This is a genomic window from Streptomyces pseudovenezuelae (genome assembly GCF_029892565.1).
Classification (GTDB): domain Bacteria; phylum Actinomycetota; class Actinomycetes; order Streptomycetales; family Streptomycetaceae; genus Streptomyces; species Streptomyces pseudovenezuelae_A.
In genome coordinates this window covers 606,891-629,070 of the sequence record NZ_JARXVH010000001.1, presented here as the reverse complement: position 1 = coordinate 629,070, position 22,180 = coordinate 606,891, and the positions used below count along the sequence as shown (strand labels likewise).

Annotated in this window: 21 protein-coding genes; 13 read left to right on the top strand and 8 right to left on the bottom strand. The window is 73.2% G+C overall.

Going from position 1 to position 22,180, the window contains the following annotated elements:
* Positions 1–47 precede the first annotated feature (47 nt).
* A complete protein-coding gene (locus M2283_RS02805; RefSeq protein WP_280874309.1) occupies positions 48–2,009 on the top strand; it encodes a DUF5107 domain-containing protein in 1,962 nt (653 codons plus the stop codon).
* Between the two features lie 88 nt (positions 2,010–2,097).
* Here the strand turns inward: M2283_RS02805 and M2283_RS02800 are convergent, their stop codons facing one another.
* Positions 2,098–2,445, bottom strand: coding sequence for a VOC family protein (locus tag M2283_RS02800; RefSeq protein ID WP_280874308.1), 348 nt, complete (start codon positions 2,443–2,445; stop codon positions 2,098–2,100).
* A 220-nt stretch (positions 2,446–2,665) separates the two neighbouring features.
* On the opposite strand from M2283_RS02800, the gene M2283_RS02795 reads away from it, so the two are divergent.
* Both M2283_RS02795 and ligD read left to right on the top strand, forming a co-directional pair.
* The gene (locus M2283_RS02795; RefSeq protein ID WP_280874307.1) at positions 2,666–4,534 is read left to right on the top strand and encodes a transketolase; all 1,869 of its coding nucleotides are present in this window, start codon (positions 2,666–2,668) and stop codon (positions 4,532–4,534) included.
* A complete protein-coding gene (ligD, locus tag M2283_RS02790) occupies positions 4,531–5,466 on the top strand; it encodes a non-homologous end-joining DNA ligase (RefSeq protein WP_280874306.1) in 936 nt (311 codons plus the stop codon). The genes M2283_RS02795 and ligD overlap by 4 nt, the downstream gene beginning before the upstream one ends.
* A 49-nt stretch (positions 5,467–5,515) precedes the next feature.
* Here ligD and M2283_RS02785 read toward each other — a convergent pair whose 3' ends face one another.
* The 3 genes from M2283_RS02785 to M2283_RS02775 form a co-directional block, all read right to left on the bottom strand.
* Positions 5,516–5,686, bottom strand: coding sequence for a hydrophobic protein (locus tag M2283_RS02785; protein WP_280874305.1), 171 nt, complete (start codon positions 5,684–5,686; stop codon positions 5,516–5,518).
* A 42-nt stretch (positions 5,687–5,728) separates the two neighbouring features.
* Complete coding sequence (locus M2283_RS02780) at positions 5,729–6,550, bottom strand: class I SAM-dependent methyltransferase (protein ID WP_280874304.1); 822 nt, start codon at positions 6,548–6,550, stop codon at positions 5,729–5,731.
* A 151-nt stretch (positions 6,551–6,701) separates the two neighbouring features.
* Complete coding sequence (locus tag M2283_RS02775; protein WP_280874303.1) at positions 6,702–8,189, bottom strand: bifunctional phosphatase PAP2/diacylglycerol kinase family protein; 1,488 nt, start codon at positions 8,187–8,189, stop codon at positions 6,702–6,704.
* A gap of 70 nt (positions 8,190–8,259) precedes the next feature.
* Here M2283_RS02775 and M2283_RS02770 point away from each other — a divergent pair, with 70 nt between their 5' ends.
* From M2283_RS02770 to M2283_RS02760, 3 genes are all read left to right on the top strand, one after another.
* On the top strand, positions 8,260–8,907 hold the full coding sequence (locus M2283_RS02770; RefSeq protein ID WP_280874302.1) for a histidine phosphatase family protein: 648 nt from the start codon (positions 8,260–8,262) through the stop codon (positions 8,905–8,907).
* A 79-nt stretch (positions 8,908–8,986) separates the two neighbouring features.
* Complete coding sequence (locus M2283_RS02765; protein ID WP_280874301.1) at positions 8,987–10,606, top strand: ABC-F family ATP-binding cassette domain-containing protein; 1,620 nt, start codon at positions 8,987–8,989, stop codon at positions 10,604–10,606.
* 125 nt (positions 10,607–10,731) lie between these two features.
* Entirely contained in the window at positions 10,732–10,962 is a 231-nt protein-coding gene (locus M2283_RS02760; protein WP_280874300.1) for a DUF6158 family protein, read from the top strand.
* Position 10,963: 1 nt separating this feature from the next.
* Here M2283_RS02760 and M2283_RS02755 read toward each other — a convergent pair whose 3' ends face one another.
* Positions 10,964–11,356, bottom strand: a complete 393-nt coding sequence (locus M2283_RS02755; RefSeq protein WP_280874299.1) for a DUF2795 domain-containing protein — start codon at positions 11,354–11,356, stop codon at positions 10,964–10,966.
* Positions 11,357–11,584: 228 nt separating this feature from the next.
* On the opposite strand from M2283_RS02755, the gene M2283_RS02750 reads away from it, so the two are divergent.
* The 4 genes from M2283_RS02750 to M2283_RS02735 all read left to right on the top strand — a co-directional run bounded on the left by M2283_RS02750 (position 11,585) and on the right by M2283_RS02735 (position 15,912).
* On the top strand, positions 11,585–12,379 hold the full coding sequence (locus M2283_RS02750) for an RNA polymerase sigma factor SigF (protein WP_280874298.1): 795 nt from the start codon (positions 11,585–11,587) through the stop codon (positions 12,377–12,379).
* Between the two features lie 196 nt (positions 12,380–12,575).
* On the top strand, positions 12,576–13,247 hold the full coding sequence (locus M2283_RS02745) for a hypothetical protein (protein ID WP_280874297.1): 672 nt from the start codon (positions 12,576–12,578) through the stop codon (positions 13,245–13,247).
* A gap of 275 nt (positions 13,248–13,522) precedes the next feature.
* Positions 13,523–14,770 (top strand): aminotransferase class I/II-fold pyridoxal phosphate-dependent enzyme, encoded by a 1,248-nt coding sequence (locus tag M2283_RS02740; RefSeq protein ID WP_280874296.1) that lies wholly within the window; start codon positions 13,523–13,525, stop codon positions 14,768–14,770.
* A complete protein-coding gene (locus M2283_RS02735; protein WP_280874295.1) occupies positions 14,767–15,912 on the top strand; it encodes an MBL fold metallo-hydrolase in 1,146 nt (381 codons plus the stop codon). Before M2283_RS02740 ends, M2283_RS02735 begins: the two co-directional genes overlap by 4 nt.
* A 109-nt stretch (positions 15,913–16,021) precedes the next feature.
* Here M2283_RS02735 and M2283_RS02730 read toward each other — a convergent pair whose 3' ends face one another.
* From M2283_RS02730 to M2283_RS02720, 3 genes are all read right to left on the bottom strand, one after another.
* Positions 16,022–16,810 carry an alpha/beta fold hydrolase gene (locus tag M2283_RS02730; protein WP_280874294.1) on the bottom strand — a complete coding sequence of 263 codons (789 nt, stop codon included), beginning with the start codon at positions 16,808–16,810 and terminating at the stop codon, positions 16,022–16,024.
* Between the two features lie 100 nt (positions 16,811–16,910).
* Positions 16,911–17,537 carry a DedA family protein gene (locus tag M2283_RS02725; protein WP_280874293.1) on the bottom strand — a complete coding sequence of 209 codons (627 nt, stop codon included), beginning with the start codon at positions 17,535–17,537 and terminating at the stop codon, positions 16,911–16,913.
* Positions 17,534–18,307 (bottom strand): MBL fold metallo-hydrolase, encoded by a 774-nt coding sequence (locus tag M2283_RS02720; RefSeq protein ID WP_280874292.1) that lies wholly within the window; start codon positions 18,305–18,307, stop codon positions 17,534–17,536. Before M2283_RS02720 ends, M2283_RS02725 begins: the two co-directional genes overlap by 4 nt.
* An 83-nt stretch (positions 18,308–18,390) precedes the next feature.
* Here M2283_RS02720 and M2283_RS02715 point away from each other — a divergent pair, with 83 nt between their 5' ends.
* The 3 genes from M2283_RS02715 (at position 18,391) to M2283_RS02705 (ending at position 22,171) form a co-directional block, all read left to right on the top strand.
* Complete coding sequence (locus tag M2283_RS02715; protein WP_280874291.1) at positions 18,391–18,792, top strand: hypothetical protein; 402 nt, start codon at positions 18,391–18,393, stop codon at positions 18,790–18,792.
* Between the two features lie 161 nt (positions 18,793–18,953).
* Positions 18,954–20,972 carry a phage holin family protein gene (locus M2283_RS02710; RefSeq protein ID WP_280874701.1) on the top strand — a complete coding sequence of 673 codons (2,019 nt, stop codon included), beginning with the start codon at positions 18,954–18,956 and terminating at the stop codon, positions 20,970–20,972.
* Between the two features lie 137 nt (positions 20,973–21,109).
* The gene (locus M2283_RS02705; protein WP_280874290.1) at positions 21,110–22,171 is read left to right on the top strand and encodes an ATP-binding protein; all 1,062 of its coding nucleotides are present in this window, start codon (positions 21,110–21,112) and stop codon (positions 22,169–22,171) included.
* Positions 22,172–22,180: the final 9 nt, after the last annotated feature.

The window sequence follows — 22,180 nt, the reverse complement described above, 5'->3', positions numbered from 1 at the left end:
ATCCTGACCGGTAGGGACCCTGGCCAGCTCACCGGTGAGCGGCTTCCATGGTGATCGTGACGACGATCCGACGTGAGGTAATCACCCTGCCCGCAGCGGACCTGGGCCCGGACAACCCGCTGCCCCCGCTCCGGCCGCTCGACGAGGTGCACCGCATCGAGGAACGGGACCGGGACGAGCTGCCGCGCGACATGGCCCGGCAGGTCGGCTTCGCGCCCCTGCGCAGCCTGCTGCCGGCGCGCGTCCGGGACGGGTACGGCAGAGAGCGCGCCCCCCGGGAGATCGACGCCCTCGTGCTGGAGAACGACCGGCTGCGCGCCGCCGTACTGCCCGGTCTGGGCGGCCGGATCGCCTCCCTGTTCCACAAGCCCACCGGACGTGAACTCCTCTACCGCAACCCGGTGTTCCAGCCCGCCAACTTCGCCCTCAACGGCGCCTGGTACTCCGGCGGCATCGAATGGAACATCGGCGCCACCGGCCACACCACCCTCTCCGTCGCCCCGCTGCACGCGGCCCGCGTCACCGCCCCCGACGGCGGCGAGATGCTCCGCCTGTGGGAGTGGGAACGCCTGCGCGACCTGCCCTTCCAGGTCGACCTCTGGCTGCCGGAACACTCCGACTTCCTCTACGTCGGCGTCCGCGTCCGCAACCCGCACGAGAAGCCCGTGCCCGCCTACTGGTGGTCCAACATCGCCGTGCCCGAGGAGCGCCGGGTGATCGCACCGGCGGACGAGGCCTGGCACTTCGGCTACGAGCGCCGACTGCGCCGCGTGCCCGTGCCCTCGTACGACGGGATCGACCGCACGTATCCGCTCAACAGCCCTTACGCCGCCGACTACTTCTACGAGCTGCCCGAGGAACGGCGGCGCTGGATCGCCGCGTTGGCCGCCGACGGCCACGGACTGGTGCAGACGTCCACCGACGTGCTGCGCGGGCGCAAGCTGTTCGTGTGGGGGAACGGGAGCGGCGGGCGGCGCTGGCAGGAGTGGCTCACCGAGCCGGGGACCGGCGGCTACTGCGAGATCCAAGCGGGGCTCGCGCGCACGCAGTTGGAGCATGTGCGGCTGGACGCGGAGAGCGAGGTGAGCTGGCTGGAGGCGTACGGGCCGCTGGACGCCTCGCCCGACGGGGAGTGGGAGACGGTGGTGTCCGGCGTGGAGGAGCGGCTGGCGGCCGTCCTGCCGCGCGCCGACGTCGACGCCGCGTACGAGGCCTGGAAGCCGCACGCCGACGCCGAACCCGGCGAGATCCTCGCCGTCGGCTCCGGCTGGGGCGCGCTCGAAGTCCTGCGCACCGACTGGAAGTTGCCCGGCACGCCCTTCGACGAGAGCACGCTGGGCGAGGACCAGGAGCCCTGGCGCCAACTGCTGCGCGCCGGGTCGCTGCCCGATCCGCGCCGGGTGCGGCCGCCCGGCGAGACGCTCGTCGCCCGGCACTGGCGGGACATGCTGGAGACCGCGCCCGCCACCCCGCTCACCGAGTACCACCTCGGCGTCGCCCAGTGGCACGACGGCGATCAGGCGCAGGCGGTACGAAGTTGGGAACGGGCCCTCGAACTCGCCCCGTCCCTCTGGCCGTTGCTGCGCTGCCTCGCCGTCGCCGACCACGAGGCCGGCAACCACGAGCGGGCCGCCGACCGCTACACCGAGGCCTTCGACGACCTGTGCCACGAGCGCCGCGACACCGGCGCTTCCTGGACGGCGGCCACGGCCGCGCTGGGCCGCGAGGCGATCGAGGCCCTGCTCGCCGTACGCCGCACCGAGCAGGCGCGGTCCGTGTGGGAGCGGCTGCATCCCGCGACCCGGGAGCGCGGCCGGTTCCGGCTGATCGAGGCCGGGCTGCTGCTGGCGGAGGGCCGGCGCGAGGAGGCACGGGCCGTCTTCGACGCCGGTTTCGAGGTCGCCGACCTACGGGAGGGCGCGGAGGCCATCGGACGACTGTGGGCGCGGCTCGCCGAGGAGCCGCTGCCGGAGCACTACGACTTCCGGATGCGGCCGCAGGAGACGTGAGGGGCGGGGCGGGCGACACCTTGGAGCTCGCGGGCCGCGTCCGCGGGGCCTGCCCCGCTCGACCCGGGCTCGTCCCGCCCCGTCGCCGCTAGGAATTGCGGTCCACGTACTCGTACACCACCCCGTCCGGATGCATCGCGATCAGGTTGCGGCCCGCCGGGGTGGCCACCGGGCCCGCGATGACGCGGGCGCCCAGTTCGGTGAGTACGCGGTTGGCCTCGTCGACGTCCTTCACGGCGATCGTCGCGGAGACCTTGCGCAGCACTTCCAGCTCGGCCTCGGGGCCGCTCATCAGCAGGAAGCAGCCGACGGCGGCCACCTGGACCCCGGCGCGTTCGAAGCGCAGGGCGGTGCCGCCCGCGAGCCGTTCGTAGAAGGGGACCGCGGTCTCCAGGTCGTCGACGCAGATCCGCAGCGTGGCTCCCAGAATGTCCATGCGGACGAGCCTAGTTCGGACCGGCGGGGGAGGAGATCCCTTCCGGCGATCCATTTCGGCCGCCGCGGGCTCCGGCGCGGGCCGGGGCCCGGTGCACGTTTGGCCGAGCTGACCAGGGGGACGCGGAGAAGTCCGGACCGAGGTGAACGACCAATTCTGTGACGCTTCTCGAACCGACCGACTACTTTCCGTATCTGCCTCCGTTGCCGCAAGGAGAGTCATGAACACCGCCGAACTCGCCGAGCTGGGTCAGCAGTTGCGCGTGGACAGTGTGCGGGCCGCCGCGGCTGCCGGCTCCGGACACCCGACGTCCTCGATGTCCGCCGCCGACCTGATGGCCGTCTTCCTGACCAACCACTTCCGCTACGACTTCGACCGCCCCGACCATCCCGGCAACGACCGCTTCGTCCTGTCTAAGGGACACGCCTCGCCCCTCCTCTACGCCGCCTACAAGGCGGCCGGTGCCATCGACGACGCCGAGTTGCTGACCTTCCGTACGCGGGGCAGCCGGCTCGAAGGGCATCCGACGCCGCGCAGGCTGCCGTGGGTCGAGACGGCCACCGGCTCGCTCGGTCAGGGGCTGCCCGTCGGCGCCGGGATCGCGCTGGCCGGCAAGAACCTGGACCGCGTCGGGTACCGGGTGTGGGTGCTGTGCGGGGACAGCGAGCTGGCCGAGGGCTCCGTGTGGGAGGCCGCCGAGCAGGCCTCGTACGAGCATCTCGACAACCTGACCGCGATCGTCGACGTCAACCGGCTCGGGCAGCGCGGGCCGACCCGGCACGGTCATGACCTGCACGCCTACGCGCGCCGTTTCGAGGCGTTCGGCTGGCACACCGTCGAGGTGGACGGGCACGACGTCGACGCGATCGAGCGCGCCTACGGCGAGGCCGAGTCGACGATCGGCCGGCCGACCGTGATCCTCGCGCGCACCCTCAAGGGCAAGGGCGTCGCCTCCGTCCAGGACCGCGAGGGTCTGCACGGCAAGCCGCTGCCGGACCCCGAGGAGGCGATCGCCGAACTGGGCGGTCCCCGCTCGCTCCGGGTCCACGTGCAGGAGCCGCCCGCCGCACGGATGCTGCACGCCGTGGGTGGTGGCGGGGTGCTCGAACTGCCCCGCTGGGACAAGGGAGATGAGGGGAAGAGCGGCAAGGGGGTGGCCACCCGCGACGCCTTCGGGCAGGCGCTCGTCGCGCTCGGCACGGCACGTGGCGACGTCGTCGCCCTCGACGGAGAGGTCGGCGACTCCACCAAGGCCGAGCTCTTCGCCAAGGAACACCCCGACCGCTACTTCGAGTGCTACATCGCCGAGCAGCAGATGGTCGCGACGGCCGTGGGACTCGCCGCGCGCGGCTGGGTGCCGTACGCCACCACCTTCGCGGCGTTCCTCACGCGTGCGTACGACTTCGTGCGGATGGCGTCGATCAGCGGCGCCGGCATCAACCTCGTCGGCTCGCACGCGGGCGTCGCGATCGGCCAGGACGGGCCCTCGCAGATGGGCCTGGAAGACCTCGCGATGATGCGCGCGGTGCACGGCTCGACCGTGCTGTACCCGTGCGACCCCAACCAGACCGCCCAGCTCGTCACACAGATGGCGGGCCTGGACGGCGTCCGCTATCTGCGCACCTCACGCGGCGAGGGCCCGGTGATCTACGGCGCCGACGAGGAGTTCCCGATCGGCGGCAGCAAGGTGCTGCGCTCCTCCGACCGCGACCGGCTGACGATCGTCGCCGCGGGCGTCACCGTCCACGAGGCGCTGGCAGCCGCCGACGCGCTGGCGGAGCACGACATCGCGGTCCGGGTGGTGGACCTGTACTCGGTCAAGCCCGTCGACCGGCTCACCCTGCGCCGGGCCGCCGAGGACACCGGCTGCCTGATGACCGTGGAGGACCACCACGAGGAGGGCGGCCTCGGGGACGCCGTCCTGGACGCGTTCCTCGACGGGCGGCCGGTACCGCGGCTGGTGCGCCTGGCCGTACGGACGATGCCGGGCTCGGCGTCCCCGACCGAGCAGCTGCACGCGGCGGGCATCGACGCCGAGTCCATCGCGGCGGCCGGCCGCCTGCTGGTCGAGGAGGCGGTCGTGCGGTGAACGGCGACGAGGTCCGCAGAGTCCGGGCCGGACACCGCACGGTCGAGGTGCATCGGCCCGGCAAGGTGCTCTTCCCCGGCGAGGGGAAGGCGAAGGAGTACACCAAGGGCGACCTCGTCGACTACTACCGCTCGGCCGCCCCGCTGATGGTGCCGCACCTGCGCGGCCGTCCCCTGATGCTGGAACGGCATCCGGACGGGATCGACGGACCCCGCTTCGTGCAGAAGAACACCCCGCAGAGCTACCCGGACTGGATCACCCGCGTCGAGGTGCCCAAGGAGGGCGGCACCGTCCTGCACACCGTGTGCGACGACTCCGCCACCCTCGTGTACCTCGCCGACCAGGCCTGTCTCACCGTGCACCGGTGGCTGTCCCTGGTCGGGCGGATCGAGCTGCCCGACCGGCTGGTCTTCGACCTCGACCCGGCCGACGACGACTTCGCCGCCGTGCGCGAGGCGGCCTGGCTCCTCGGGGAGCTCCTCGACCGGCTCAAGCTGCCCTCCGCCCTGATGACCACCGGCTCGCGGGGACTGCACGTGATCGTGCCCCTGGACGGCCGGAGCGACGTCGACGAGGTCCGCACCTTCGCCCGTGACGTCGCCGACCATCTCGCCGACGCCCACCCCGACCGGCTCACCACCGCCGCGCGCAAGAAGGACCGCGGTCATCGGCTCTACCTGGACGTGGGGCGCAACGCCTACGCGCAGACCGCGGTCGCGCCGCTCTCCGTCCGCGCCCGGCCCGGCGCCCCCGTGGCCACGCCCCTCGCCTGGACACAGCTCGACGACCCCGGCCTCAGCGCCCGCCGCTGGACGATTTCCGACGCCGTGGAACAGGCCCGCACCGACCCCTGGGGCGGCATCATGCGGATGCGCCGCGCCCTGGGACCGGCGCGGCGCAGGCTGGACGCGGCTCGGGGGCGCGGCGCCTGATCGCGCCACGCCCCCGACTCACCCCAGGCGCCCCGTCACGGGTACCGACTCACCATCGGTACCAGCGACTCCGGCCGCCGGCCGATGTCGTGCCGCGCATCAGGAACCCGAGCACCCACAGCACGAGAACCACCAGTGCGATCCACCAGAGCAGCTTCACCGCGAAGCCGGCGCCGAAGAGAACGAGGACAAGAAGCAGGACAAGCAGAATCGGAACCATGGTGTGAACCTCCTGCACTCCGAGTAACCCGACTGCGGAGATTCAGACGTCCTTCCGGCACAGGATCTCCGCATGCAGGACCGAGAACCAGCCGTCCTCCCGCCGCCCCCACTCCCGCCAGGCCTCCGACACCGCCCGCAGCTGCTCCGGGGTCGCGTGGCCGCCCTCCGTGGCCCGCTCGGCGTACGCCGACGCCAGCGTCCGGTCCGCCCACAGGCCGCTCCACCAGGCCCGTTCCTCGGGTGTGGAGAAGGTCCAGGTGCTGGAGGTCGCCGTGACGTCGGTGAGTCCCGCCCGCAGCGCCCAGGACTTCAGCCGCCGCCCGGCGTCCGGCTCGCCGCCGTTGGCCCGGGCCACACGGCGGTACAGATCCAGCCACTCGTCCATTCCTCGGGACGCCGGGTACCAGGTCATGGCCGCGTAGTCCGAATCGCGGACGGCGATGAAACCGGTCGGTTTGGTGACCCGCCGCATCTCGCGCAGCGCCTGCACCGGATCGCCGACGTGTTGCAGCACCTGATGGGCGTGGACCACGCAGAACGTGTCGTCCGGGAAGTCCAGTGCGTGGACGTCGGCGACCGCGAAGTCGACGTTGTCCAGGCCGCGTTGGGTCGCCGTCGCCCGGGCCTGTTCCAGGATCCCGGGCGCCTGGTCGACGCCGGTGACGTGCCCTTGGGGGACCAGCTCCGCCAGGTCGGCGGTGATCGTGCCGGGACCGCAGCCGATGTCCAGGATCTTCATGTGCGGCTTCAGCGAACCGAGCAGGTAGGCCGCGGAGTTGGCGGCGGTCCGCCAGGTGTGCGAGCGCAGCACCGACTCGTGGTGGCCGTGCGTGTAGATGGCGGTCTCCTGCGGCCTGGACATGGCGGGTCCCCTCTCGACGTACCTGCTCGCGGGGCGCTCACGGCCCCGTCGGCGGTACGCCTCACGGTACGCGCACATGTCGAATTGTGAGACCCGTATATTACCATGTGGACTGACGGTCAGTCAGTCCACATGGCGGTGCGGAGGGTGATCACGGCAGCGGGCGATAGACCCGCAGCGCGTGCGGCAGCTTCTCCAGCGTCACCTGGCCCGCCACCTCGGTGACTTCACCGTCGAAGGCGAGGAGCGTGCCGGGGGTGACGCCGTCCAGGCGCAGCCGCGTGACCTGGACCGCCGCGTGCGCGGGGGAGCGGGTCAGCGGGCCCGCGGCCGCCGCCGCGAGCAGCCGCAGCGCGGGCCGCCGGCCGCCGTGCACCACGCGTACGTCGAGCCGGCCGTCCGCGAGGTCGAGGCGGCGGCCCGGCGTCAGGCCCATCCGGTGGTAGGTGCCGTTGCCGACGAACAGCAGCCACAGCGGGTGGGTCCGGCCGCCGAACTCGGCCTGCAGCGGGTGCTGGTCCGTCCGCAGCACGCGCAGCGCCCCGAGCACCCCGGCCGGCCAGCCGCCGATCCGGCCCGACCAGCGCTCACGCTCACGCACCAGCTCCGGATAGACGCCCAGGCTGCACGTGTTGAGGAAGATGCCCTTCGTCTCGCCCGCGTCGAACCGGCCGACGTCCACGCGCACCCCCTCGCCGCCCTGGATCGCGCGGGTCAGGGTGCGGGCGTCCTCCACGCCCAGGTCGTAGGCGAAGTGGTTGAGGGTGCCACCGGGCAGCACGGCCAGGGGCAGGCCGTGACGCAGGGCGATCTCGGCCGCGGTGTTCACCGTGCCGTCGCCGCCGCACACACCGAGCACGGTGGCGCGGGCCGCGGCCTTCTCCAACTCGGCGTGTATGTCGGCCGGTTCGCACTCGACGATCTCGGCCAGCGGCAGACCGTCACTCAGCGCGCGCACGCGGTCCGCGGTGCCCGAGCTGGTGTTGGCGACCATGACCAGCCCCTCGCCGTCCGGCAGCTCCGGCACGTCGGTACGGGGCCGGGCCGGCGACACCGACTGGACCCGGGTGGGCACCAGACCTCGTACGGCGAATCCGGCGACCGCGCCGAGGGCGGCGCCCGCGAGGACGTCGCTCGGGAAATGGACGCCGGTGTAGACGCGGGACATCGCCACCGAGAAGGCGATCGGGCCGACCGCGGCGCCCCAGGCAGGGGACTCCAGGGCGACCCCGGTCGCGAAGGCCGCCGCCGAGGCGGCATGACCGGAGGGGAACGACGTGGTGATCGGCTGCCGCTTCAGCTGCCGGGCGACCGGTACGGGGTCGAGGACGGGGCGCGGACGGCGTATCGACCGCTTGCCGATGGTGTTGATGGTCAGCGAGGCGACGCTGAGCGAGGCGAGCCCGCGGGCGGCGGCGCGACGGGACCGAGGCGTACGGGCCGCGGCCAGCGCCGCCGCCGCCGCGAACCACAGCACACCGTGGTTCGCGGCCCGGCTCAGCCGCGGCAGGACGGGCTCCGCCGCCGGCCAGTTCCGCTCGGCCGCGAACTCGAACAGCCTGGAGTCGAGCGCGAGCAGCCGGTCACGCAGGGGATGGAGGCCGGGCTTCGGAAGGGTGAGGTCGACGTCTGGGCTCATATGCTCCCGGTACCCTGAACTCGCCGTTTATTGTCCGGCGGACGGCAACCGACACCCGGAGGGTCCCTGCATGCGTCTGATTCTCGTCCGCCACGGCCAGACGCCGTCCAACGTCGACTTCGTACTGGACACGGCCGTCCCGGGCCCGGGTCTGACCGCCCTCGGCGAGCAGCAGGCCGCCGCCCTGCCCGAGGCGCTGGCCGACGAGGACATCGAGGCGCTCTACGTCTCCACCATGGTCCGTACGCAGCTCACGGCCGCCCCGCTGGCCGCCGCCCGGGGTCTCGACCCGGTCGTCCGGGACGGCATCCGCGAGCTGTCCGCGGGCGATCTGCAGATGCTGCCGGGCGACTCCGAGCGGGCGCGGGTCTACATGCGCACGGTGTTCGCCTGGGCGGCCGGGGACACCGAGCTGAGGATGCCGGGCGGGGAGAACGGCGTCGAGGCGCTGGCCCGCTACGACGCCGTCGTCGCCGAGGCCGCCGCCAGTGGGGCCGGGACGGTCGCCATGGTCAGCCACGGCGCGGCCATCCGGATGTGGACCGCCTCCCGCGCCGACAACGTCGACGTGCCCTTCGCCGCCGCCCACCCCCTCGACAACACCGGCGTGGTCGTCCTGGAGGGCTCGCCCACCGACGGCTGGAAGGCCATCTCCTGGGCGGGCGCGGTGGTGACCCCGGCCGGCGAGGGCGGACCGGCCGGGCAGGCACTCGATTAAGGCCTGCGTCTCGGCGGACGGGCCCCGAGCGGCATAAGGGTTTGCCCGACCTGCCGGGCGGCCCGCAGAATGCCTGTTCATGGGACATCTGGAAGCCGCACACCTCGAGTACTACCTCCCCGACGGGAGGGCGCTGCTCGGCGATGTGTCGTTCCGGGTGGGCGAAGGGGCCGTCGTGGCCCTCGTCGGGCCCAACGGCGCCGGCAAGACGACCCTGCTGAGGCTGATCTCCGGCGAGCTGAAACCGCACGGCGGGACCGTCACCGTCAGTGGCGGCCTCGGCGTGATGCGCCAGTTCGTGGGCTCCGTACGCGACGAGACGACCGTGCGGGACCTGCTCGTGTCGGTCGCCCCGCCGCGCATCCGCGAGGTGGCCAAAGAGGTCGACAAGGCCGAGCACGGCATCATGACCGTCGACGACGAGGCCGCCCAACTCGCCTACGCACAGGCCCTGTCCGACTGGGCCGAGGTGCACGGCTACGAGTTCGAGACGCTGTGGGACATGTGCACCATGGCCGCGCTCAGTGTGCCCTACGACAAGGCGCAGTTCCGGCAGGTCGGCACCCTGTCCGGCGGCGAGCAGAAGCGGCTCGTGCTGGAGGCGCTGCTGCGCGGCTCCGAGGAGGTGCTGCTGCTCGACGAGCCGGACAACTACCTCGACGTGCCCGGCAAGCGGTGGCTGGAGGAACGGCTCAAGGAGACCCGCAAGACGGTGCTCTTCGTCTCCCACGACCGCGAACTCCTCTCCCGCGCCGCCGAGAAGATCGTCTCCGTCGAGCCCTCGCCGGCCGGCGCCGACGCCTGGGTGCACGGCGGCGGCTTCGCCACGTACCACGACGCCCGACGTGAACGCTTCGCCCGCTTCGAGGAGTTGAGGCGCCGCTGGGACGAGAAGCACGCGCAGCTGAAGAAGCTGGTGCTGAACCTCCGTCAGGCGGCCTCCATCAGCCATGAGTTGGCCTCCCGCTACCAGGCCGCCCAGACCCGGCTGCGCAAGTTCGAGGAGGCGGGCCCGCCGCCGGAGCCGCCGCGCGAGCAGGACATCACGATGCGGCTCAAGGGCGGCCGTACCGGCGTAAGGGCCGTCACCTGCAAGGGACTTGAGCTGACAGGACTGATGAAGCCCTTCGACCTGGAGGTCTTCTACGGCGAACGGGTCGCCGTCCTCGGCTCCAACGGCTCCGGCAAGTCGCACTTCCTGCGGCTGCTGGCCGGCGAGGAGGTGGCGCACACGGGGGCGTGGAAGCTGGGCGCGCGGGTCGTGCCGGGCCACTTCGCGCAGACCCACGCCCACCCCGAACTGCAGGGCCGCACGCTGCTGGACATCCTGTGGTCTGAGCACTCCCAGGACCGGGGCGCGGCCTCGTCGCGACTGCGCCGCTACGAGCTCACCAACGAGGCCGAGCAGACCTTCGACCGCCTCTCCGGCGGCCAGCAGGCCCGCTTCCAGATCCTGCTCCTGGAACTGGAGGGCGTCACCGCCCTCCTCCTCGACGAGCCCACCGACAACCTCGACCTGGAGTCCGCCGAGGCGCTCCAGGAGGGCCTGGAGGCCTTCGACGGCACGGTCCTCGCGGTCACCCACGACCGCTGGTTCGCCCGCTCCTTCGACCGCTACCTGGTCTTCGGGAGCGACGGCCGGGTCCGGGAGACGCCGGAGCCGGTGTGGGACGAGCGGCGGGTGGAGCGGGTCCGCTAGGCACGCGGCCGGGTGCGTGCGCGGCTTCGGAGGACCGGGGGCGTGGTTCTTCGTACAGTGGGTGAGGAGACGCCGGCTCCACGGCACCCTCCCGGAGCCGTACCCACGACGAGCGGGGCACCACGATGACCGGAGTCGAGCCCAGCCGACTGGACGACCAACAGCTCATGAAGGAGCTGGAGACGATCCACCGCACGCGCCACGACACCCTGCTGCACGGCTCCAGCGACGCCCTGCGGGCCCACAACGACCGCATGGCGTCACTGGAGGGCGAGTTCCTGCGCCGCAATCCGGAGCGCATGGTCGCCGCGGGCCGCACGCGCGAGGGCGCACGGGAGCGGTCCTCCGGCTGCTGACCTACCCGCGCCGCTCGGTGTCCGCGCTGATGAGGGCGTCGGTCAGTTCTTGGACGGTGGTGTAGCGGGCCGTGCGGGGCAGGCGTGCCACCGGGTCGGCCAGGGCGTCGGGCGCGTTCGCGTCGCGCAGGGTGAGGGCGAGGGCGAACGGGTCGGCCGGGAACGAGTGGCGGCTCAGGTAGCGGGAGAGTTCCAGGCGGACCGCCTCCGGTGTCGCGGACGAACCGCCGGGTGCGATCGGGCCGCCCGCGAGTTCCGGGTCGTCCTCGGCGGCGGGCTCGGAGCCGTGCCACTCCTCGGTCTGTGCGGGGTGGCCGGACCTGAGCAGGTCCCGCAGTTCGTGCTTCAACTCCTCGTCGCGGTGGGCGCTCAGTCGGTTGCTGCCTCGTTGCATGTGTCCCTCCTGGATCTTCGGCGTGTGCGGCGCGTACCCGAACGTCGGGCGTCGACACGGGGGTTTGCCCGGAGAAGTCGAGGGCAGGCGGAGGTCAAGTGCTTCGGACCGGAGGCACGTCCGTGGGAACGGCTCTCTTGCCGCCCCGGCCGTGTCCGTCCGGATTTCGGCCGCTCTCCCACGGTGACCTTCCACCCAAAGCAGCACCGAGGGAGTTGCGACGCAACCATGGCCACCAAAATGAGCGCGAAGCACCACCCGCACGACGACGCCCCCGACACCGCGGAGGCCTTCCGTACGCTCGCCGCGCTTCCGGCCGGCCAGCAACGGGACACCCTGCGCGAGAAGTTGGTCGAGGCCTGGCTGCCGATGGCCGACCGGCTCGCGGGACGCTTCCGCAGCCGTGGCGAGAGCTTCGAGGACCTGCGCCAGGTCGCGGCCCTCGGCCTGGTCAAGGCCGTCGACCGGTACGACCCAGCTCTCGGCAACGCCTTCGAGAGCTACGCCGTACCGACCATCACCGGCGAGATCAAGCGGCACTTCCGGGACCACATGTGGACCGTGCACGTGCCGCGCCGCGTCCAGGACCTGCGTAACCGGGTCCGGTTCGCCAGTCAGGACCTGTCCCAGACCATCTCCGGCCGGCGTCCCACCGTCGCGGAGATCGCCGCGCAGGCGAACATGAGCGAGGAGGACGCGCAGGCCGGTCTGGAGGCGCTGGAGAGCTTCACGGCGCTCTCGCTCGACGCGGAGCTGCCCGGCAGCAACGACGGCTACTCCCTGAGCGACGCGCTCGGCGCGCCCGACGGCCGACTGGACACGGTGGTGGACCGCGAGGCCGTCGCGCCCCGGCTGGCCGCCCTGCCCGAGCGTGAGCGGACCATCCTCTACATGCGGTTCTTCGACGACATGACCCAGAGCCGCATCGCCGAGCAGCTGGGCATCTCGCAGATGCACGTCTCCCGGCTCATCAACCGTTGCTGCACCCAGGTGCGCGACCAGATCATGAGCGGCGCGGCCTAGGGCCCGGGGGACCGGGATGGGGAACGGGGGGAAGCGTGCCGCCCAGATCCTTGGGCGGCACGCCGCTGTCACCCGGTCGGCCGTGCGCGTCCCGCGAATGGTGTCCGGCCGCGCGCGCGGTGCGGCCGGGCGGGCTGTGATGGCTGCGGGGCACGAACTCCGTGCCCCGCAGCCGCCGGCCGAAGGAGCCCTTCCCATGCGCCGCACCGCCCGTGCCCTGTCCGCCGCCGTCCTGGCCGGTGCCGCGCTCGGCGCCGCCGCCGCGGCCGCCTTCGCGGACCCGGCCGCGGAGGTCAGCCCGAGCAATGTCTCCCCGGGCGGCAGCGTCACCGTCTCGGTCTCCTGCGACGCCACGAGCGGCCCCGCGCCCGCCACCCTCGACGCCACCTCGCAGGCCTTCGACGACGGCACCGTCCAGCTCCAGCGCGTCCCCGGCAACGACGACGCGGTCGCCGGTCCCGCCTACCGCGGCACCGCCCGTGTCGCCCCCGCCGGCGACTTCGAGGGCAGCGGTCCGAACGCCGTGACCCGGGACTCCGCGTGGACCGTCGACGGCACCTGCCCGGCGGCACCCGGCGGCCAGGGCAAGGCCTGGAGCGCCACCTTCACCGTGACCCGCGGCGGCGGCGGCGACGGCGGCGGCCGGACCTGCGCCGAACCCCACGCCGACCCTCACGCCGGACCGCGCACCGAACCGCGCGGCGACTCCTGCGCCGCCGCCCCGGTGCAGCGCGGTGTCCAGGCCGGCGAGGGCGGTACCTTCACCGACTCCGTGCCCGCCCTGGTCGCAGGCGGCGTCCTGATCGCGGGCGGCCTGGGCGCCGCCGCGTACCGGCTGCGCCACCGGGACGCCGCCGTGGACAGGTGATCCGGCGGGCCGCGCCCGGCACCGCCCGGGTGACCGGAGCAACCCTGCCGACGCACATCGGCGTCAGTCACTCCGGGTACGCGGAACCCGACGGCACGACCTGCCTCGTACGCACCGGTGACCACCGGGCGCGGACGCGGGGACAGCGAACGGGACAGGGACGGGGAGGCGGCTTACCGGGCGGCGGAGAACCGGCGCGGGGGACGGGGGCGGACGGTCGTCCGACGGTCTTCGAGGGTGACGGACACGGCAGCAGGCACGGCGCGGAGGTACGTATGCGGCGGACGGCCCCGGAAGGCCACGGCCCCGTCCGCTACGGGCCGCACCTCCCCGAGGACGGGTTGCCCGTGCTGCCCGAACTCAGCGCCGCACTCGCCGCCGCGGCGGCCACCGCCGACGGGGAGCCGGTCGGCGGCGGCACCGCACTGCGGGAGGCGGCGTGCGGCTACTGGCAGCGCCGCGGACTGCCCGTCGAGCCCGCCGGGGTGGCCGCGGGCCCCGGCGCCCCCGCCCTGCTGCTCGCGCTGACCGCCGCGCTCGGCGGCGACGTCCTGGTGCCCCGGCCGTGCGCGGCCTGGTGGGCGCCGTACGCACGCCTGTTGGGCAGGCCCGTCTTCCATGTGGCGACGCCGGCCGAGTGCGGGGGTGTGCCGGATCCGTACGCCCTCATGGAGACCGTGCGCCGGGTGCGTGCCGAGGGCGGGGATCCGCGGCTGCTGGTGCTGTCCGTCGCCGACGATCCCACCGCGACCGTCGCGCCGCCCGATGTGCTGCACGCGTGCGTGGAGGCCGCCGTCGCGGAGGGGCTGCACGTGGTCAGCGACGAGACCTGGCGCGACACCGTGCACGCCCCGCACGACTCCGTGCAGCTCAGCCCCGCCGAGATGCGGCCCGACCGGGTCACCGTCGTCACCGACCTGGCCGGCGCCCTGCTGCCGGCGGGCTGGCCGGCCGCGATCGCCCGCTTCCCGGCCGACGAGGACGGAACCGCCCTCCACGCGCGCGTGCTCGACGTGCTCACCGCCATGGGCGCCCGCATCGCCGGCCCGATCGCCGCGCCGGCCGCGTACGCCCTGACGGAACCCGAGCCGGTCACTGGGCGTCGCGCCGCCGCCGTACGCCTCCACGCGCGCGTGGCCGCCGCCGCGCACCGCGCCGTCGTCGAGGCCGGTGCCGTGGCCCGTCCTCCGCAGGCGGGCCGGCATCTGTACGTCGACCTGGACCCGCTGCGCCCCGCGCTCACCGCGCACGGCGTGGGCGACGCCCAGGAACTGGAGGACTTCCTCGCCGCCCGGCTCGGCATGCCCGCACCCGGCGGCCACCGCTTCGGCGACGAACTCGGCGCCCTGCGCGTGCGGTTGTCCACCGGCCCGCTGCTGGGCCGTACGGACGACGAACGCGCGGAATGCCTCACCTCACCCACGCCGTTGGAACTGCCACACGTGCAACGCGCGTTGATCCGACTGAAGTCGGTCTTCGACGATCTCCGCGACGACGCTCAGCGATGGGAGCCTCCTCGATGACGCAGCAGTCAGAGTCGACCACCACGAGTACGACCACGAGTGCGAGTGCGAGTCCGGCCATGAGCGGGAGTACGGCCACCAGGGGAGCCGGCGATCCGGCGGCCCTGTCACCGCTGTCACCCATGTCATCCGCGTCACCGCTGTCCCCTCTGTCACCGCCGCCGTCCTCTCCGCCGCTCGCCGAGCCCCGCCCGCTGGGTGAGCGGCGGGTGTGGCCGCGGACCTTCCACGACCGTCTGACCGCCCCGTTGCCCGGCCTCAAGGCCACCGCCCGTTTCGCCCGCGAAGGCTCCGTCCGCCCCGGGCGCGAGGGCCTCGCCGACATCCCACGGCTCCCCTTCGAACCCGGCCCGCTGCCCCGAGTCGACGCCCGCACGGTCGCCGTCTCCTGGGCGGGACACGCCAGTTGGGTCGTCCGGATCGGCGGCCTCACCGTCCTCACCGACCCGGTCTGGTCCCGCCGCATCCTCGGCACGCCCGCCCGCATCACCCCGGTCGGCGTCGCCTGGAGCGCCCTGCCGCGCATCGACGCGGTCGTCATCAGCCACAACCACTACGACCACCTGGACGCCCCCACCCTGCGCCGCCTGCCGCGCGACACCCCGGTGTTCGTGCCGGCCGGGCTCGCGCGCTGGTTCCGCCGCCGCAGATTCACCGCCGTCACCGAGCTGGACTGGTGGGAGGCGGCCGAACTGGACGGCGTCCGCTTCGACTTCGTCCCCGCCCATCACTGGTCCAAGCGCTCCCTCACCGACACCTGCCGCACCCTCTGGGGCGGTTGGCTGCTCACCGCCCGTGACGGACAGCGCGTGTACTTCGCCGGCGACACGGGCTACGGCCACTGGTTCGACCGAATCGGCCGCCGCTACCCGGGCATCGACCTCGCCCTGCTCCCCATCGGCGCCTACGACCCCCGCTGGTGGCTCAGCGACGTCCACTGCGACCCCGAGGAGGCGGTCCGCGCCACCCAGGACCTGGGCGCCCGCCGCATGGCCCCCATGCACTGGGGCACCTTCGTCCTCTCCGCAGAACCGGTCCTGGAACCCCTCACCCGCGTCCGTACGGCCTGGGAGAAGGCCGGCCTCGCGAGATCGGACCTCTGGGACCTGCCGGTGGGCGGGTCGCGCGTACTGGGGGAATGAGCGGAGGAGCGACTGAACGGGACACGGCGGCCACGGCGACAACGGCGGCCACGGGCGGTTCCCGGTGCGTGTGGCCGCCGTATCCCGTTCCCCTTTTTTGCCTTCTCCTCTATGGCTTGAGGAACGCTCGGATCGACGGTGCCGTCGCGCGGGCCAGGTCCTCGGCTGTGTGCAGGTCGCCGTCGATCCGGGCCGTGGCCAGCAGGCCGTGCGGGAGGGTGGCGGCGGCCTCCTCGGCGAGGGCGGTGGGGTGGCGGGGGTCCGTGCCGGGGAAGACCAGGGTCGGTGCGGTGATCGTCGCGAGTTCGGCGACGCTGCGGAAAGAGCGGTCGTGGCCGATCGCCGCGGCGGCCACGATGCTGGCGGGGTCGGAGCGTGGGATCGCGTCGCGCACCATTTCGCCGACGACGGGTGGGAACGCGGCGAGGACGGGCGCCCAGCCCGCCTCGATGCCGTCGGCCGCGACCCGCTCCGCGAACGCGTCGAGGAACCGGATCTCGGCCTCCTTCGCCTCGTCGTCCTCGATGTCCTCGACCCCGATCAGCACGGCGGCCCGCACGCGCGCCGGGTAAGCGGCCGCGGTCCGGAGCGTGATCGTGGAACCGATACCCGCCCCGGCGAGTACGGTGTCCGGGAGACCGAGGTGGTCCAACAGCCCGATGACGTCCTCGGTGTACCGATCCCAGGTGAAGCGCTCCGGATCCCTGCACACCGAACGTCCGTAGCCCCGCAGGTCGGGCAGGACGACCAGCCGGCGGTCGGCGAGCAGCTCGGCCAGCGGGAGCATGCTCCGGTGGTCGGGGCCACCGGCGTGCAGGAGGACCAGGGGCGGGCCGTCGCCCACGGTCGTGGCGTGCAGGGCGCAGCCGTCGGACGCCCGGTAGCTGATCTGTGCCATCGCCCGAACGTAGCCCGCCCGCCCCGGAGTCGGGTACGCGCCAATCCGCCGGGTGATACCGAATTCCCGCCCCCTGGGGGGCGCCCGACAACAGCGCCGCCTAAGCCGCCCGCGGCTTCCGCACTCGTCGCCACAGACTGGGCGCCGCGCTGAGCACCACCGTCAATGCGACCGCCGCGACCACGCCCTCCCACGGCTCGTTGAAGAGGGAGCCGCCGAGGACGCCGATGAGTTGGTAGGTGACGGCCCAGGCGAGGCAGGCCGGGAGGTTGCCGCGGGCGAAGCGGCGCATCGGCCAGCGGGCCAGGAGGCAGGCCAGCATCACCGGGAGGCGGCCCGCCGGGACCAGGCGGGACAGGACCAGGACCGCGACCCCGTGGTCGGCCAGCTTTTCCTGCGCCTGGGTCAGGCGGTCCTCCGGTGCCCGCGACCGGATCGCCTCCAGCCAGCGCGAACCGTTCTTCGAGTGCATGCCGCGCCGGCCCAGCCAGTACAGCGTCGCGTCGCCGAGGAACGCGGCCAGCGAGGCCGTCACGAAGACCAGCACCATCGCGAGCGGCGCCTCCTGGTGGAAGGCCACCACGGCCGCCGAACTCACCAGCGCCCCCGTCGGCACCACCGGCACCAGTGCCCCGAGCAGCACCAGCAGGAACAGCGTCGGATACCCGATCGCCTGCTGTGCGGTCTCGGGCGCGGTCGATGTCGAGGCCGCGGCCAGCGCTATCACCGGGTGACCCCCACGCGCACGCTCTCCCCGTGCCCGAGCAGGTGCACCGCCACGCCCGGCGCGCGCTCGGCCGCGAGGCGCACGAACTCCTCGCCGGGCGCGTGGAATTCATGGGGGCGTACCGCGTCCATCCCGATCGGCCAGTACGTGCCGTAGTGCACCGGCACCGCACTGCGCGGCGCGAGCCGGGCCAGCGCCTCGGCCGCCCGCCCCGCGTCCAGATGCCCCTCGCCGAGATACGGTCCCCAGCCGCCGACCGGCAGCAGCGCCACGTCGACCGGCCCGACCTCCTCGGCCATGGTGTCGAACAGCCCGGTGTCCCCGGCGAAGTACGTCCGCGCCTGGCCCTCGACGACGAAGCCGAGCGCGGGCGAGCGATGCGGTCCGACCGGCAACCGCCGCCCGTCGTGCCGCGCCGACACCACCCGTACCACCACATCGCCGACCGGGATCACGTCCCCGGCCGCCACCTCGGTCACCGACAGATGCGCGAGCCGGCGCAGCCCCGGCACCGCCCGTGGTGCGCCCCGGGGCACCAGCAGGCGCGTGCCCGGATCGAGCCGCTCAAGGGACGGAACGTGCAGGTGGTCGGCGTGCAGATGGGAGACAAGGGCCAGGTCCGCGCGCCGGGCGTCGACCGTGGGGACCGCCCCGCGCCGGCGGCGCAGATGCGCGAGCCGGCGTGCGAACAGGGGATCGGTGAGCACACGTACGCCCGAGTCCGCGACCGTGCAGGTGGCGTGACCCCACCAGGTGATCTCCACCGGCACCTCTTTGCCTCCTTCGCGCGACTCCCCGAAGCCTACGGGCTGGAGTAGGGTCGGCGGCGAAACCCGGAGGTGAGGGGGACGCCATGGGACCGGTGCGGGTCACTGCGATCGCGAGTCTGACGCCGCTCGAAGAGCTGGACGCCGATCCCTTCCTGGTGGACTCCCGCAGCCAGCACGCCATGTGCGCGCGCTGGGCGGCCGAGCGGGGCTACATCATCAGCCGGGAGCTTCTGGTACGAGGGCTGCGGGCCGACCACTGTGTGCTGTGGGACGGTGTCCGCCCCGGCTCCGACCTGTTCGTGGCGCCCAGCCGACGGGTCTTGGAGAGCGCGCTGTCGTCCGTCGAGGAGTTCACCGCGGAGTGCGCGCGACGCGGGGTGCGGGTGGAGACCGTGGGATCCGCCGAGCCCGCCTACGACGCGCAGATGAAGGCGCGGGTGCATCGCCGCCTGTCCATGCCGACGGCCGGATACGACGGCCGCTGACGGGAAACGGCCGGTCGCCGACGTGATCGACGGGTCGCTGTCGGGAAACCGGTCGGTCAGGGCCGTATGACAGGGTAGGGAGACAGGGGCCCGCTCCGGCGTCGGGTCGGGAGAGGTGGCAGGGCGTGCGTGGCGGGCGTTGGCGGCGGATCGCCAGTCAGATGGGGCGCAGCATCGCCGTGTGGGCCGTCTCCACGGTCACCATGCTCGTGCTCGCCGGGATCCTGCCCGACTTCCAGATCCAGTCACCGGACGGCGACACCGCGACCCGGATAGCGGTCACCGCGGCGTTCGCCGCCGGCGCCTTCGGTCTGCTGTCGGCGCTGGTGTGGCCGTTGCTCGTACGGCTGCTGCTGCTCGTACCCGCCCTGGTCCTGGGCCTGTTGGTGTTCGTGCTCAACGGGTCCCTGCTGCTGATCGCGCTGCGGATCAACCCGTCAGGACGGGGCGAGGTGGCCCCGGAGACCGCCGTCGTGGTGGCCGCCGTGATGTCCGCCGTGGCCTCCGCCACCGGTGGTGCGCTGGCCGTGCGCGACGACGACGCCTACCGGCGCCGCCTCTACCGCCTCGCCGACCGCCGCAGTGGCCCCGGTCCGACCGGACCGTCCAGCCCTGGCACCGTCTTCCTGCAACTCGACGGCGTCGGCCACGACGTCCTGCTCGCCGCCGTCGGCAAGGGCCTGATGCCCACCGTCGCCACCTGGCTGGAGGGCAGCCACCGGCTCACCCGGTGGTGCACCGACTGGTCCAGCCAGACCGGCGCCAGCCAGCTCGGCATCCTGCACGGCAGCAACTTCGACGTGCCCGCCTTCCGCTGGTACGAGAAGGACACCCGCGAGGTCATGGTCTGCAACCGGCCGACCAGCGCGGCCGAACTCCAGCGCCGCGCCGTCGAGCGCACCGGCGACGGCGGCCTGCTCACCGCCGACGGAGCGAGCCGCGGCAACCTGTTCAGCGGCGGCGCCGACGAACAGGCCCTGGTGCTGTCCATCGCCACCCGCAGGCGCGGGCGCGAGAACCGGTCCAGGGCGGGCTACTTCGCGTACTTCTCCGACCCGGCCAACGCCGTGCGCACCGCGATGTCCTTCGTCGCCGAGGTCGGCCGCGAGATCGGCCAGTCCACCCGGACCCGGGTCCGCAAGCAGCGCCCGCGCGTCAAGCGCGGCGGCCTCTACCCCCTCATCCGCGCCTTCGCGACCGTCGTCGAGCGTGACGTCGTCGTCGCCGCGGTGATGGGCGACATGTTCGCCGGGCGCACCGCCGTCTACGCGGACCTGGTGGCGTACGACGAGGTGGCGCACCACTCCGGGCCGCACAGCCGGGACGCCGAGAAGGTCCTCGCCCGCCTCGACCGCTCGCTCGCGCTGATCCAGAACGCCGCCGAGCACGCCCCGCGGCCGTACCGGATCGTCCTGCTCTCCGACCACGGCCAGAGCCCCGGCGAGACCTTCCGGTCCCGCTACGGCCTGGGCCTGGGCGAGCTGGTGCGGGCCGGCTGCGGGCTGCCCGTGCCGCGCAAGGCGCAGCGCACGCACAGCGGGGCCGAGGCGCGCGCCGCCGTGCGGGCCGCGCTGCGCCGGCCCGTCGAGGAGGGCGGCGAGCAGCACCGGCCCTCCCGCCGCTCCGAGCCGATCGTCCTGGCCTCGGGCAACCTCGGCCTGGTCTCCTTCCCGGACGTGCCGCACCGGATGAGCAAGGAGGAGATCGACGCCCGCCACCCGGCCCTGCTGACGACCCTCGCCAACCACCCCGGCATCGGCTTCCTGCTGGTGCGCAGCGAGCGGCACGGCGGGGTCGTGCTCGGCGCGTACGGCGCGGAGATCCCGTTGGACCAACTCGACGGCGATCCCGGGCCGTTGGGGGCGTTCGGGACCGGCGCCGCCGACGCCGTCCGGCGCACGCACGACTTTCCGCACACCGCCGACATCATGGTCAACTCGGCCCACGACCCGGCCGACGGCGAAGTGCTCGCGTTCGAGGAGCAGATCGGGTCGCACGGAGGGCTCGGCGGGGCGCAGGCCAGACCGTTCCTGCTCTCCCCGGTCGCGTTCTCCCCGCCGGTACAGGAGGGCTGCGAGCTGGTCGGCGCCGAATCGGTGCACCGGGTGCTGCTGCGCTGGCTGCGGGAGACGGACGGGCCGCAGGTGCCGTTGCCCGCCCGGGAGGACCGCGTGGCGTAGACGTTCCTGTCGATGGACGTTCCTGTCGAACGGGCGGCGGAAAAATCGGCTGCGTCGGATCGGCTCCCGGCACACACTGGTCGTATCGGACGTCGCGTGTCGCGCGCGCCCCTCGAACCTTTCCCAGGAGCCCCTGCGTGCAGGCAGCCGTCACCGTCACTCCCGCCCGTATCCCCGAACTGCTGCTCGGCCTCGCCACCGTGCGGCCGGTCTTCCTCTGGGGCGCGCCCGGCATCGGAAAGTCCTCCCTGGTAAGGGAGTTCGCCGTGTCGCTGGGGCTGGAGTGCGTGAGTCTGCTCGGGACCCAGCTCGCGCCCGAGGACCTGATCGGGGTGCCGCAGATCCGGGACGGGCGCTCGGTGTTCTGCCCGCCGGAGGCGATCGCCCGCGACGAGCCGTACTGCCTGTTCCTGGACGAGCTGAACGCGGCCTCGCCGGATGTGCAGAAGGCGTTCTACTCGCTGATCCTGGACCGCCGCATCGGCAACTACGAGCTGCCGAAGGGCTCGATCGTCATCGGCGCCGGCAACCGCGCCACGGACAACGCGCTCGCCCGCCCGATCGCCTCCGCCCTGGTCAACCGGCTCGCCCACGTCCACCTGGAGGCCTCCGCCAAGGACTGGCTGATCTGGGCGGCGAACAACGACATCCACCCCTGGATCCTCGACCACCTCACCGACCGCCCCGACCACCTGTGGTCCAAGCCGCCCAAGACCGAGGAGCCGTTCTCCACGCCCCGCTCCTGGCACATGCTCTCCGACGCGCTGCACTCCTTCGGCCGCGACCTCGACGAGGAGACCCTGAAGGTGCTCGCGCACGGCACGCTGACGCCCGCGCACGCCACCGCGTTCTGCGGCTACGCCAAGATCGTGCGCAGCCAGTACGGCATCGAGGCCATCATCAAGGGCGACGCTGGCTGGCCGCACCGCATGGAGGACCGCGACCTGCTCTACTACCTCGCCGAGTCATTCCGCGGGCGCCTGGTCAAGGAACTCCCGGTCAGCAAGGAGCACATGTCGGCGAACGGACGGCAGACCGCGTACCGCGCCAAGTCGCTGCTCGTGCAGCTCGCCGAGATCTCCGTCGAGGTCGCACAGACCGTCATCGCCTCGGACGCCGACGGCAACCCCGTACTGCCCTCGTGGTTCCTGGTCGAGGCGGCGCGGGACATGCCGCGTTTGGTGGAGGCGCGGCGGTGAGCCGGGCCC